The organism is Fulvivirga sedimenti (assembly GCF_020328055.1).
This window is the reverse complement of record NZ_JAIXNE010000003.1, coordinates 1,078,637-1,092,729: the sequence shown is the minus strand read 5'-3', so window position 1 is coordinate 1,092,729 and position 14,093 is coordinate 1,078,637. Positions and strand designations below refer to the sequence as shown.

Annotated in this window: 13 protein-coding genes and 1 tRNA gene; 3 read left to right on the top strand and 11 right to left on the bottom strand. The window is 45.3% G+C overall.

Going from position 1 to position 14,093, the window contains the following annotated elements; translation table 11 throughout:
• Positions 1–34 precede the first annotated feature (34 nt).
• Positions 35–820 carry a DUF3667 domain-containing protein gene (locus tag LDX50_RS17140; protein ID WP_225698531.1) on the bottom strand — a complete coding sequence of 262 codons (786 nt, stop codon included), beginning with the start codon at positions 818–820 and terminating at the stop codon, positions 35–37.
• On the bottom strand, positions 820–1,332 hold the full coding sequence (locus LDX50_RS17135) for a RidA family protein (protein WP_225698530.1): 513 nt from the start codon (positions 1,330–1,332) through the stop codon (positions 820–822). The genes LDX50_RS17140 and LDX50_RS17135 overlap by 1 nt, the downstream gene beginning before the upstream one ends.
• 117 nt (positions 1,333–1,449) lie before the next feature.
• Between LDX50_RS17135 and metG the strand changes: the two genes are divergently transcribed.
• On the top strand, positions 1,450–3,513 hold the full coding sequence (metG, locus tag LDX50_RS17130; protein WP_225698529.1) for a methionine--tRNA ligase: 2,064 nt from the start codon (positions 1,450–1,452) through the stop codon (positions 3,511–3,513).
• Here the strand turns inward: metG and LDX50_RS17125 are convergent.
• From LDX50_RS17125 to LDX50_RS17085, 9 genes are all read right to left on the bottom strand, one after another.
• Positions 3,510–3,812, bottom strand: a complete 303-nt coding sequence (locus tag LDX50_RS17125; RefSeq protein ID WP_225698528.1) for a thiamine-binding protein — start codon at positions 3,810–3,812, stop codon at positions 3,510–3,512. The genes metG and LDX50_RS17125 overlap by 4 nt on opposite strands.
• 3 nt (positions 3,813–3,815) lie before the next feature.
• Entirely contained in the window at positions 3,816–4,376 is a 561-nt protein-coding gene (pth, locus tag LDX50_RS17120; RefSeq protein WP_225698527.1) for an aminoacyl-tRNA hydrolase, read from the bottom strand.
• Positions 4,377–4,445: 69 nt separating this feature from the next.
• Positions 4,446–5,108, bottom strand: a complete 663-nt coding sequence (locus LDX50_RS17115; protein WP_225698526.1) for a 50S ribosomal protein L25/general stress protein Ctc — start codon at positions 5,106–5,108, stop codon at positions 4,446–4,448.
• A gap of 24 nt (positions 5,109–5,132) precedes the next feature.
• Entirely contained in the window at positions 5,133–6,065 is a 933-nt protein-coding gene (locus tag LDX50_RS17110; protein WP_225698525.1) for a ribose-phosphate pyrophosphokinase, read from the bottom strand.
• A 60-nt stretch (positions 6,066–6,125) separates the two neighbouring features.
• Positions 6,126–6,198 (bottom strand) — tRNA-Gln (locus LDX50_RS17105).
• A gap of 71 nt (positions 6,199–6,269) precedes the next feature.
• Positions 6,270–6,845 carry a DUF4136 domain-containing protein gene (locus LDX50_RS17100; protein WP_225698524.1) on the bottom strand — a complete coding sequence of 192 codons (576 nt, stop codon included), beginning with the start codon at positions 6,843–6,845 and terminating at the stop codon, positions 6,270–6,272.
• 85 nt (positions 6,846–6,930) lie between these two features.
• Entirely contained in the window at positions 6,931–10,629 is a 3,699-nt protein-coding gene (purL, locus tag LDX50_RS17095) for a phosphoribosylformylglycinamidine synthase (RefSeq protein WP_225698756.1), read from the bottom strand.
• Positions 10,630–10,714: 85 nt separating this feature from the next.
• Entirely contained in the window at positions 10,715–11,080 is a 366-nt protein-coding gene (locus tag LDX50_RS17090) for a hypothetical protein (RefSeq protein ID WP_225698523.1), read from the bottom strand.
• 38 nt (positions 11,081–11,118) lie between these two features.
• Positions 11,119–11,943, bottom strand: a complete 825-nt coding sequence (locus LDX50_RS17085; RefSeq protein WP_225698522.1) for an alpha/beta fold hydrolase — start codon at positions 11,941–11,943, stop codon at positions 11,119–11,121.
• Positions 11,944–12,084: 141 nt separating this feature from the next.
• Here LDX50_RS17085 and LDX50_RS17080 point away from each other — a divergent pair, with 141 nt between their 5' ends.
• Together LDX50_RS17080 and LDX50_RS17075 are read left to right on the top strand one after the other, a co-directional pair.
• Positions 12,085–12,705: a TetR/AcrR family transcriptional regulator gene (locus LDX50_RS17080; RefSeq protein ID WP_225698521.1), complete on the top strand. Its 621-nt coding sequence runs from the start codon at positions 12,085–12,087 to the stop codon at positions 12,703–12,705.
• Positions 12,702–14,093, top strand: coding sequence for a TolC family protein (locus LDX50_RS17075; RefSeq protein ID WP_225698520.1), 1,392 nt, complete (start codon positions 12,702–12,704; stop codon positions 14,091–14,093). The genes LDX50_RS17080 and LDX50_RS17075 overlap by 4 nt, the downstream gene beginning before the upstream one ends.

Below are 14,093 nucleotides of genomic sequence, written 5' to 3'. Positions count from 1 at the left end.
TAAAGCCAAAGTGTAACCGGATATGATGTAAGTTTTATGTTAGAATTAAAAAGTTTCTCATCCTTTCAGGAAAGATTAATACCAGGATGAACAATACCACAAGCAAAAAAATCATCAGAAACAGGAGTCCGAGGGGATAAATAAGTAAACCTTTAATAAAGGCATGTATCCGTTTATTGTGTCGATAAAAATCCATGGCGAAAAAAGCAGTGTACAGCATACTTATTCCCGTTACAATACCGGAAAATGAGATTCCGGTAAATTTGAAGATGGTGATGGAAAAATAATTGAACACCTGTGAATGTGCCAATGAATACAATACTAATACACTGGTTTCCAGCAAATTAAACTTGCTTTTTCGAAATAGCAATGCAGTTGCGAAAAGAAAGAAAGGGAAGAAAAAGAAGGACGCGAATTTAAAATTACTGTATATCCACCCCTGCATGCTTTCCTGTTGTTCGATCTGTTCAGGTGTTAATCCACTTTGTTGAAAAAAGGATGTTTCGTTTCTTGTATAGCCGATCATGTCCACATCCATAATGGTGATCAGCAGCACCAGAATGGTGAGCATGACAAAGTAATAACCCACAGGTCCCACATAGCGAACACGGTTGCCTGCAATGTAAGATTTGGCAACCGTTGCGGGCCTGTAAAAAAGATCAAGAAACGTCCGGCTGAATTTGAAATCAAATCCGATGAGCTTATCCTGGAGGTCGTCAAAAAAGACACGGAAACTGAGACGCCCGACTACTTTTTTTTGGGTGCACCAGGGGCAGTATTCATATTCATGTGGTTTCCCGCAGTTGATACAATTGTGCATCACTCGGCTATTTCTACGATCATTTCCACTTCAACGGGAATGTTGGTTGGCAGCGAGGCCATTCCAACCGCTGCACGTGCATGTTTGCCTGATTCTCCAAAGACTTCGGTCATAAGATCCGAAAAGCCGTTGATCACTTTGGAATGATCAGTAAAATCGTCTGTAGCGTTCACCATACCCAATACGCGTACAACCCTTTTTACTTTACTTAAGTCGCCTATGGCATCTTTCAATGTAGCCAGAACGCAAACACCAGCAAGCCTGGCAGCATCATAGCCTTCTTCAACCGTCAGGTCCTGTCCGACTTTCCCGCGCTTGAATTCACCCCCGCAAGGCCCGTGGCCGGCCAGAAAAATCAGGTTTCCTGTTCTGACGTATTTCACATAATTGGCAACCGGTTTCGAAACCTCAGGCAGGGTGATCCCGAGATCTTCGAGCCTGTCTTCAGGTGATTGCGACAAAACGGGAAATGAAAACAATATCAGGCCGAGGATGAGGTAAAATCTTTTCATATTTTTTTAAATCAAGATAAATAATTACCCGGTCGTATACAATCGGTTGCAAAAAGCTACCAATGAATTCAATACCCCTCGGGCGAATTATTATCTTTGTCAGGATAAAACCTGATTATGTCGAAAAAATCTTTCAAACGTCATACCATAACGGCAGCATTGCCGTACACCAATGGTCCTGTGCATATTGGTCATCTGGCGGGAGTTTACGTTCCCGCAGATATATATGCCCGCTATTTGAGAAGTAAAAAAGAGGATGTTGTTTTTGTCTGCGGATCGGATGAGCATGGGGTGGCTATTACCCTTAAGGCACGCAAGGAGGGGAAAACTCCCCAGGAAATTGTGGATACCTATCATGCCCTGATTCGGGATTCCTTCCGTGATTTTGGTATAGACTTCGACATATATTCAAGAACTTCCTCGGCGGTACATCACGAAACGTCCTCTGAGATGTTTCGTGATCTCTATGAGAAAGGGGTGTTTGAGGAGACCACCTCAGAACAGTATTATGATGAAGAGGCCGGGCAATTTCTGGCCGACAGATATATCGTTGGTACATGCCCCAATTGCGGGTTTGACAATGCCTATGGTGATCAGTGTGAGAAATGCGGAACATCGCTTAGTCCGTCTGAATTGATCAACCCGCGATCTGCCCTTAGCGGATCGGAACCAATTCTCAAACAAACAAGGCACTGGTATTTGCCGATGGGTGATTATGAGAACTGGCTTCGTAAGTGGATTCTGGAAGACCATAAGGAATGGAAATCGAATGTATACGGCCAGTGTAAATCCTGGATTGATGGGGGGCTTAAACCCCGCGCAATGACCCGCGACCTGGATTGGGGGGTGAAAGTGCCTGTTGAAGGGGCAGAAGGAAAAGTATTGTATGTATGGTTTGATGCACCGATTGGTTACATTTCTGCCACCAAGGAATGGGCCGATGAAACAGGGAAGGACTGGAAACCTTACTGGAAAGATCCGGAGACCCGATTGATTCACTTTATTGGCAAGGATAATATTGTTTTTCACTGTATTATCTTTCCGGCTATCCTGAAAGCTGAGGGGAGTTTCATCTTACCCGATAATGTACCAGCCAATGAGTTTCTGAACCTCGAAGGGAATAAAATCAGTACTTCAAAGAATTGGGCAGTATGGTTGCATGAATACCTGGAAGAATTTCCCGGAAAGCAGGATGTGCTGAGATATGCCCTGTGCTCCAATATGCCCGAGAACAAGGACAATGACTTTACCTGGAAGGACTTCCAGGCGCGGAATAACAGCGAGCTGGTGGCGATACTGGGAAATTTTATCAACCGGACGTTGGTCCTTACACATAAGTACTTTGAAGGGTCTGTGCCTGCTGCCAATAGTCTCTTCGATATTGATCAGGAATTGATTGAACAGATCAGAAAGGCGCCGCAGTTGGTGGGCCAGGCGCTTGATCAATTTAAATTCAGGGAAGCTCAAAACGAATTCATGGCCCTTGCAAGGGCGGGGAATAAATATCTCGCTGACACCGAACCCTGGAAAGAAATAAAATCGAACCCGGAACGTGTTGCGACCATTTTAAATCTGGCGCTTCAGGTTGCGGCCAACCTGGTTATCGTCGGATATCCGTTCCTTCCTTTTTCAATGGAGAAATTAAGAATCATGCTTGGAATTGATTCGGTAGATTGGCAGTACGGCGGACAGCCCGATATACTGCAACCCGGTACTGAAATTAACAAAGCCGAACTCATGTTTGAAAAGATTGAAGATGATGCCATACAGGCGCAAATTGATAAGCTGGAAGCAACCCGGGTTTCCAATGAATCAGAAGAATCCAGCGAAAAGACTGCACCAGAACCGGTTAAACCGCAAATTCAGTATGATGATTTTGCGAAACTGGATATGCGGGTGGGAACCATCCTGTCGGCCGAGAAAATGAATAAATCAAAAAAACTGCTGAAGCTCCTGGTGGATACCGGTGTGGATCAACGCGTGGTTCTTTCCGGAATTGCAGAACACTTTCACCCGGATGAAATCATCGGCCAGCAGGTTACAATTCTGGTGAACCTTGCACCGCGAAAGATGATGGGTATTGAATCACAGGGAATGATTCTTATGGCAGAAGATTCGGATGGAAGACTTATTTTTCTCGCTCCTACAGACAGCGCTGATAACGGATCAACAGTGAGCTAGGATTCCCAGTTCGCTGTTTTTTCCTCGAAAGAAATATCCCGGGAGGCATGAATATGCACTTTGATATGTGCCACTAACTCCTGGGCTCCGTTGTCAAGAAGAATTTCCTGAGCTGCCCTGATCACGTTCATGACCTCATCATAAGGCCCCTCGATAACAGTTTCCATCGGTGTGACACGAAATCGCAACCCCGATTTTTTGATGACCCCGATAGCATCGTCTATCAGTCCATAAGCTGTTTTGTCTGCAGGATGGCCGATCGGTATCACCTGCAGGGAGGCGTTGATCTGATGTTTCATGTGCTAGTCATTAAATTCATTCATGGTGCGGACGATCCCGATACTGCAAAAGGAGAGGATCATTTCAGAGGCTTTCTGAATAGGGAATTCCAGCTCCCTGAATTCTTCCTTGCTGAAATTACTCAGAACATAATCAACCTGGTGCCCTTTATGGAAATTATCACCGATCCCGAACTTTAATCGGGGGTAATTTTGTCCGCCGGTAAGGTCTTCAATACTCTTGAGGCCATTGTGACCGGCAGAGGAGCCTTTCGCACGCATACGAAGTTTACCGAAGGGGAGGGCGAAGTCATCAACGACCACCAGCAGGTTCTCTTTTGGTATTTTTAACTCCTGCAGCCAGTATTGGACAGCCTTGCCGCTCAGGTTCATGTATGTGGTGGGCTTGATGAGGTGAATTTTCCGGCCTTTATGTGCGAACTCTGATTTCATCGCGTGTCGCTCGACCTTGAAAGAGGCATCTTTCTCTTTGGCCAGGTAGTCGAGTACAAGAAAGCCGATGTTGTGACGAGTTAGTTCATACTCGGCTCCGATGTTACCCAAACCTGCAATCAAATATTTCATAGGACAAAAATGATAAAAAAAATCCTGTCATGAAGCCATGACAGGATTTTGTATTCTGATGCGGAATAATTAGGATTCAGCACTTTCTTCAGCAGCGCCTTCAGCACCTTCGGCACCTTCAGCAGCTTCAGCTGCAGCCATTTCTTCTTCCAGTTCCTCAGCTTCTTCCTCAGCAGTTTTACCGCGAAGTGCACGTGGAATTTCCACAACCGCAACGGATGCGATTTTCGGATCCAGGATTTCGAAATCTACTTCGTTAATTTCACCTACCTTGATAGATCGTCCGAAGTCAAGTTTTTCAAGACGAACCTCAATGAATTCAGGCATGTTTTTAGGCAGCGCCTTAATTTTCAGGTATCTTCTTTTCTTAATCAGTGTTCCACCTTTCGTTACACCAGGGGATGTTCCTTCAAAGTGAACCGGAATATCCATTTTAACAAATTTGCCTTCGAAAAGCTGAAGGAAATCGACGTGAAGGAGTACCTCACTTACCGGGTGGAACTGGATATCCTGCATAATTGCCTGATAAATATCACCTTCAATGTTGAGGGTAACAAAATGGGCACGGTCGGAATAAACCAGGTCACGGAAAAGATACATTGGCGCGTGGAAGTGAACTTGTTCTTCACCACCATAAATCACACATGGTACATTTCCTTCCAGACGAAGCCTTCTGGACTCTGATTTGCCGAGATTTGCTCTTTTAAACCCTATAATCTCAACTGTTTTCATCTTATATTTAATTTAGTTTAGTAATTACGATTGTATAAATAATGCACTAATGGAGCCATGTTCATGAATGGCCCTGATCGCGCCTGCAAAGAGATCGGCTACGGTCAGTACTTTTATTTTTGAAGATTCCCGATTCAATGGAATGGTATCTGTAACCACGAGCTCTTCAAGAACTGAATTTTCAATATTCTCATAGGCATTACCCGATAGTACCGGATGTGTTACCACCGCACGTACCGAGTTCGCTCCTTTTTCCTTTAGCAGGGCTGCTGCCTTGCACATGGTTCCTCCCGTATCGATCAGGTCATCGACCATGACCACATCCTTGCCTTCCACATCTCCAATAAGACGCATTGAAGCCACTTCATTGGCACGTTGACGGTGTTTGTCACAGACAACCAGTTCAGCGTTAAAGAACTTTGCAAATGCCCTTGTCCGCTTTACACCACCTACGTCAGGAGACGCGAAGATCAGATCAGGCAATTGAATTGATTTGAGATACGGTATGAAAATGGATGTTCCGTCGAGGTGATCCAGCGGAATATCAAAGAATCCCTGGATTTGATCTGCATGAAGATCGCATGTCATAATCCGGTCTGCTCCGGCCGCAGAAAGCAGGTTTGCCATTAGTTTGGCAGCGATCGATACACGCGGCTTATCTTTCCGATCCTGTCGCGCATAGCCAAAATAAGGAACCACAGCCGTCACATACTTTGCACTTGCGCGTTTGGCTGCGTCGATCATTAATAATAATTCAAGAAGGTTGTCGGTAGGCGGGAAGGTTGACTGGATCAGAAAAACATCCGCACCACGAACAGATTCGCCGAAATATGGAGAGATTTCACCGTCGCTGAAGCGCTGAAGCGTACTTTCGCCCAGGGGCTTTCCATACGCCTTGGCGATCTTTTCAGCCAGGTAGAGTGAACTTTCTCCGGAAAATATTTTTACTTTCGACATACCTATTTTCGGTGAAAAAACGAGGGTGGACAAGCGGCCCACCCTCGTTTTTTTGATAAGTTGCCCGACTAGGGCTCGAACCTAGACTCTTCTGAACCAAAATCAGACGTGTTGCCAGTTACACCATCGGGCATTTTCCCCTCGAATTTGGGATGGCAAAGGTAATATTTATTTTTAAAAAATTACAAGTGCCTTTTAAAATTCTTATGGTGTTTGTGTCATGAGTTCTTTCTTTTCCTCCAGGAACCCATCTGCAAAGAACTGATATTTGTTGAGGATTGAGCGAACAGCATTGCGTACTTCGCGCTGATCGGCAAAATTTACATCTCCGTAATTGTCGGTTGCATACCCCTGCCAGATAGAAACATTTTGCTTCCGGTCAAAAACCTGAATCAGCAGTGTGCCCCGCGGAATATTTAATTTTAACTGATCATAGGACAGATCGCGATCTTTCTTTCGCATCCATTCCTCGATATCCGGCTGTGAATAACCCCGGAAATTCAGACTGTCCATGTAAACAGTGTAGGAAAGAAGTAAATCGGGCTTTCGGTCTCTTAATTTGTAACCCAGAAAATTCATGTGTGATTCAATAGAACCTCGGATCATGCCGCTGATCTCTGTCTTTGAGTCAGTGAAGTTCTCTTCCTGACGAATGAAATCATAGGAATTATACTTATCAAACCGGCCACGGTAGCTGTAGTCGTACTCGACGGGCAATTCTTTGTAACTGAAACAACCCGTCAGAAGAATTAAGAGTGCAATTGAGTAGAGTTTTTTCATGGGTCTTCTAGAATTTAGGGCCTATGAAATTACCTAAAAAAACCCAATTCGTTAATACAATTGGAAATAAAAACAATTTTGTCGGCTACAAAACATTTTGATTTTCAAGCCAGATTCGTGCAGAAATGAACGGTATAATCCAGGGTGAAACTTCATCTTTACTTCGATTGGAAGGATAGTATGCCCAGTTCCAGGGGTATAATGACCGTTCAATATGCGGCATTATGGCAAGATGACGCCCATCCTCCGATATGAGTGCCGCTGTCGCAAAATCTGAACCGTTCGGATTGCCCGGATAATTTTCGTATGCATACTGTGCCGCGATACCATAATTTTGTTTGCCTTCAGGCAAAACAAATTTTCCTTCACCATGTGCAAGCCATACTCCCAGCCGTGATCCTGCCAGCGCACTTAACATGACTGAATTGTTTTCCGGTATTTCGATGTTTACAAAGGCCGACTCGAATTTCCCTGAGCTGTTATGGTGCATTTTCGGATGATGGGGCCTGTCCGGGTATAACAAACCTAATTCCATCATAAGCTGACAGCCGTTACAAACTCCCAGGCTCAATGTATCCTCCCTTGCATAAAAGTCTTTCAGAGCCTTGTTGGCTTTTTCGTTATAAATAAAGGCTCCTGCCCAGCCCTTAGCTGATCCTAATACATCGGAATTGGAAAAACCACCGACGAAAACGATCATTTGAACATCCGAAAGGTCTTCTCGTCCGCTGATCAGATCAGTCATGTGAATATCTTTCACCTCGAAACCTGCCTGATACAGGGTCCAGGCCATCTCACGGTCACCGTTCACGCCCTTTTCACGTATGATTGCGCACTTGATTTTACCAGGGGAAGTACGGCGAAGTGACAGATCAAGATCTGCCAGGGAACCACTGAATTGTTCCGGAAAATGAAAGTTTAGGGGCTGAACGGCAAAGTTTGCATATCGCTGCTCCGCGTGGCTGGTTTCGCGTTGATTCCGGTCCATGAGATATGAATTGGTAAACCAGGTATTTCTTAACTCATGAACATTCAGCTGAAAACGTTTTCCACGATGCCTCAGGTCCACCAAATGATTGGTTGTTACCTGTCCGATTCTGTAGGCAAGCAGATCATATTTCTCAAAAACCTCATTTGCGATATCATTATCCCTTACCTGAACAACAACGCCGGGTTTTTCAGAAAAGAGTATTTTAACCAGATCCGATTCCGGTAATTCAGAAAGATCAAGATCCAGGCCGCACTCGGTTGAAGGGAAGCACATTTCGAGCAGTGTCGTGATCAATCCTCCTGATGCAATATCATGACCGGCGACCAGCTGTTCTCTACCTACCAGAATTTGAATGGCATGAAAGCATTTGGCGAAATATTCACTATCCTGCACATCCGGCGGTGTCGCGCCGATTTTGCTGATTACCTGGGCAAAAGAACTTCCATCAAGGGAAAACGCGCCTCCTGCAAAATCAATATAGTAAATGCTGCCTCCGGCCTGGCTATCCGCTACGGGGGTTATGGTTTTGCGAATATCACTCACTTCACCCACCGAACTTACGATGACTGTTCCAGGTGAAGAAACGGTTTTTCCATCTGGATATTTTTGCGTCATCGACAGTGAATCTTTTCCCGTAGGTACGTTGATTCCCAGCGAAATTGCGAATTCACTAAGTGCCTCTACGGCTGCATAGAGCCTGGCATTTTCTCCGGCGTTTCGTGTTGGCCACATCCAGTTGGCACTCAGGGATACGCCGTTCAGGCCGTGACGCAGCGGCGCCCATACCAGGTTGGTTAGTGCTTCAGCTACAGCAAGTCTTGATCCGGCACCCGGATCGGCCAGGGCTGCTACCGGCGCATGGCCAATCGAAGTAGCCACACCTTCAAATCCGCTATAATCCAGCGCCATCACCCCTACGTTGTTCAGCGGAAGCTGAATTGACCCGCAGGTCTGTTGTGTGGCAACTTTTCCGGTTACAGAACGGTCTACTTTATTTGTCAGCCAATCTTTACAAGCTACTGCTTCCAGCTGTAATACCTGTTCGATATACTGGTTGAGCATATCAGCATCATAGGAAACAGGGGCAAAGGATTCTGTTGAGGTCGTATCTTCAAGTATCGTCCTGGGAGATGATCCGAACATGTGTCCTAAAGACCAATCCATCGGATTATGACCGGTTTTTTTATTTTCGAAAACAAATTTATGATCACTGGTTACTTCACCGACCTCGTAAATAGGCGCGCGTTCACGTTCAGCAACCTTTCTGAGGGTTTCCACATCCTTTTGATGCATCACGAGTCCCATGCGCTCCTGGGATTCGTTTCCGATGATCTCCTTGTCGGAAAGGGTCGGGTCGCCAACGGGTAACTTGTTCACCTCAATTCGGCCGCCTGATGCTTCCACCAGTTCGGAAAGACAATTAAGATGCCCACCGGCACCATGATCGTGAATCGAAACGATGGGATTCTCCGCCTGTTCCTGCATCGCGCGGATGGCATTCATTACACGTTTCTGCATTTCCGGATTGCTTCGCTGTACAGCATTCAGCTCAATGCGGTTGTCAAATTCACCGGTATCAACCGATGAGACTGCTCCTCCGCCCATACCGATTCGATAATTATCACCACCCATGACAATGATTCTGTCGCCCGCTACGGGCTGACCTTTCTGACTGTCGGATTTTTTTCCAAATCCGATACCACCGGCAAGCATGATTACCTTATCATACCCAAGGACCGAATCATTTTCCTTGTGCTCGAATGTCAGCAGGCTTCCACTGATCAGCGGCTGCCCAAATTTATTTCCAAAGTCACTGGCTCCGTCTGAGGCCTTAATCAGAATATCCAGGGGTGTCTGGTACAACCACGGACGTTCCGGAACTTCATTCTCCCACGGCTTGTCATCCGCAGTGCGTGGATAGGAGGTCATGTATACGGCTGTTCCCGCGAGCGGTAAACTGCCTTTACCACCGGCCAGTCGGTCGCGAATTTCGCCGCCGCTGCCGGTGGCCGCTCCGTTAAATGGCTCTACCGTTGTCGGGAAATTATGTGTTTCAGCCTTCAGACTGAGAACGGTTTCAATGCGTCTGGTGGCAAAGAAGTCGGCAATGTCCTGTCGGACAGGCGCAAACTGATCTACTTCCGGACCTTCGATGAAGGCAACATTATCCTTATAGGCGGAAACGATGAAATTGGGATTTCTTTTGGAAGTTTCCTTGATGAGCTGAAACAGCGTATGGTGTTTAGTTTCACCGTCAATGATGAATTCCCCGTTAAATATCTTGTGCCTGCAGTGTTCAGAATTTACCTGTGAGAATCCGAATACTTCGCTGTCGGTGAGTTTTCTTCCCAGATCCCTGCTTACCGATTCCAGGTATTCAATTTCTTCATCGCTCAGCGCCAGTCCCTCTGCTTTGTTGTAAGCTGCAATATCTTTGATTTCACGTACGGGTTCCGGGTCATGGGCAATATCAAAAATTTCCTGGTCAAGCCCTGAATATTTCATTTGCAGCATCCGGTCGAATTCAAGATGATCTTCATCGGCCCGGTGGAACATTTCAATACGCTGAATTCCCCTGATTCCCATATTCTGAGTGATCTCCACCGCATTTGTACTCCACGGAGTGATCATTTCTTTCCTCGGCCCTATGTGGGTGCCTGAGAGTTCATCCTGCTCAAGCGACTCGGCGTCACCGAACAGCCAGCACAGTTTTGTTATATCTTCTTGAGAAAGGGTATGGGAGGTTCCGACGGCATAAACGGTGTCATGCAGTCCAAGGAAGAAACGGATCATCATGATTGCATTGCTATTATGCTGCAAAAGTAGCTAAAAGAAAATAAAGAAGTACGGTCTTTTGCTGAATTGGAAAAGAGGCCTGCTAGAAGAACTTCTTGTAGTTTTTCTCATCCGACCAGAATTCATGGCAAGCATCGATATGGTCTTTTTTGAATGATTTATCTTTTTTCAATTCTTTCCATTCTCCCAGACCCAGTCGTTCGCACATTTTATAAAAGCGATCGTCCTGTCCGTTTTTGCCATTTTTCACCAGCGCACTAAGCAAAGGTCTTCCCGCCTCATGTTCAGTTTCGGATATTTCATCCAGGATCTCTCCCAGAAGCTGCTTCTCATGTTTTATATCCATGTTCAAACCAAGATCCGTTGTAACAATGAGCCTGCGATAGGATACAGGCATAGGATCGGTACGTGAAAGCTGAATTAATTTATTTCGTATGCGTGTATTCAAGAGTATCAGGGGTTTATCCGAATAACAAAAATAATGAATTAGATACTTTTTTGCCTATGTATTGCGGCAACCTTTGCAATTAGCTGGTTGTGACCACTTTCAATTTCTATCAGGTCGGCCTTTCTTACATATTTAAGCAGGTTTTCCATCGCATCGGGGGTGATGATACGGTCATATTTTCCTACGTAGATGGTTAATGGGATTTCATATTGATTTATCAGGTCTGCGGTTTCCTTCATTCGGAATGTAAGGGGTTTGAACATAATCCAGGAATAATAGACCCGTCGTCTTTTTTTGCGTGTATCCATATGGAGGGAGGCGAATTTACTCAGACCTTTATCCAGCAGACCGGCTTTTTCCACCAGGTTCACCAGGTTGTAGAATCGCCAGGGCTTCACGATCATACTTCTGAAATATGGCTTGATCACCAGCGGATAACTGGCAAGGCTGTACCAGGTACTTGTTTTAATGCCGTCGGGTGCCAGCATGATGATCGATTCCACGCGGGACGGAAGCGCGTGCAGTGATGCAAGAACAAACTTCCCGCCCATACTGAAGCCCATCAGTGAAAATCGTTCAATTCTTTCATGATCCAGGAAAGCCACCAGAATCTCCTTCCAGATATCAGGCTGAAGCGAGCCCAGTGAATCGCTCCAAAATGATTTTCCATGGTAAAATATATCGAAGTGGATGGTTGTATAAACTGAATTGTCTTCCAGCGGGAACATATCCGGGGCTGTCTGACCAAAGCCGTGAAATGTAAGCAGATGGCGCTTGCCATACCCATGGCGATAATAATGAATGACGATTTCATGCCCCCGAATCTTCAGGTGAAGATGTTCTTCCTTTCCGTCCTGTTTCATGATTGAAAAATAATTTAAAAAAAATACACTTTCTACTGAACCTTTTCAAATGGCGTTCGTTAGGACTGCTATAAACCCAGGAAACTTTGATCATGTTAAAAGTTTCCACGGTGTTAAGTTAATGTTAAGTTGGTTAAAACAATGGAAATAAGTGAGAAGATAATTGCCGCAGCCAGTGAATTATTTCAGCGATACGGTGTGCGCAGTGTTTCGATGGATGACATCGCCTATCATTTATCCATGTCTAAGAAAACGCTTTATCAGTATTTCAAGGATAAGGATGAGATCGTAACGACGGCATTCCGCCGCCATATGGATAAGGAGAAGGAGGAGTACGATGAAATCTACAAGGTATCCAAAGACCCTATAGACGAGCTTACAAGGGTTTCTGTTTGCATGAGGAAGGATTTTAAGAACATTAATCCATCCCTGCTTTTTGATATCCGCAAGTATCATCCGACTGCATGGGAGATCTGGCTGGAATTTAAAAACGACCACATATACGGAACAATCACCGACAACCTGAAAAGAGGGATCGAGATGGGATGTTTTCGTAAGGATATAGATGTAGAGGTAATGGCCAAATTACGCCTGGAACAGGTGCAGATGGCATTTGATAACCAGCTCTTTCCACCGGATAAATTTGATCTTCCGTCTACTCAAATGCAGTTTTTTGAACATTTCATACGGGGAATACTCACTGAAAAAGGGGTGAAACTGTATGAAAGCTACCTTAATGAAAAAGAAGCTTCAGAGCTATGAGAAATATAATTGTCCTACTAATTCTGTCCGTTGTCGCCACAACATCTTTCGCACAGGAAACTGCATTAACACTCGAGGAGTGTATAAATTATGCACTTGAGCATAACCAGGAATACCTGAATGCGAACCTTGAAACGGAGATTTCCGATTACGTTGTGAAGGAAACGATTTCCGACGGCTTGCCCCAGCTGAACGGCAACCTTGACCTTACCTATAACATAAAAATTCAGACAAGTTTCATCCAGGATTTCATCTCCCCGGCGGTATATGACGTCCTTCAGGGAGAGGGATTGCTGGAACCGGGGCCTACCCCGGATCCTCAATTCTTCCCGGTTCAGTTCGGGACCAAGTATGCGGGAAATGCCAATATTAGCCTAAACCAGATGGTTTTCGATGGAAGTTTCTTTGTAGGACTGAGGGCAGCCAGAACATTTGCAGAGCTTTCCTACAAGGATCGGATCCGTACCAAGATCGATGTTGTCGAAGGAGTTAGCAAAGCGTATTATCTGGCGATGGTGAATCAGGAGCGGCAGGAACTGATTCTCAAAAACTATCAGCGTCTTGATACGCTCCTTCAGGAAACCCAGGCATTGTATGAAAATGGTTTTGCTGAAAAAATTGATGTAAACCGGATTCAGGTGCAATTCAACAATATCCGGGTCCAGCAGGATAACATTGCCAGGTCAGTTGCCTTGTCCAAGGCCCTGCTGAAATTTCAGATGGGCATGTCACCAAAAGACGACCTCGAATTGAAGGATACCATCGATGAATTGATTTTCCAGGAAGTTCCTGCGCAGGTATTTCAGGATTTCGATTACAATCGACGGATTGAGATGTCCTATCTCCAAACCAATATTGAATTGAATCAGCTGGACATTAAAAACGTGAAAATGGGCTATCTGCCAGACATCGACCTCTATGGTGCGTTGGGTGCAACAGCCGGAACGCAATCAAGTGGTGAATTATTCAAACCGGGGACAAACTGGTTTGACTACAGTGCGGTTGGTGTGAGAATGCAATTACCCATCTTCGATGGCCTGAGAAAAAGTCATCAGATCCAGCAGCGCAAGATCAAGGCGTTACAGCTCGAAAACTCCAGGGAACAACTGCAGAACTCAATCGATGTCGAAATTCAGCAGTCGGCCACCAACTACCAGCTCGCTGTAGATAACCTGAAGGCCCAGTTGGAGAATATGGATCTCGCCGAGGAAGTATATAATGTCGCGAAGATAAAATACGAAGAAGGAGTGGGTTCCAGCATCGAAGTCACCAATGCCGATGCGGACTATAAAGAATCACAAACGAATTACTACAACGCCCTCTATGATGCGCTTATCGCGAAGGTTGAGCTTCAAAAGGCATATGGCGTCCTGATAGAACAAAACTGA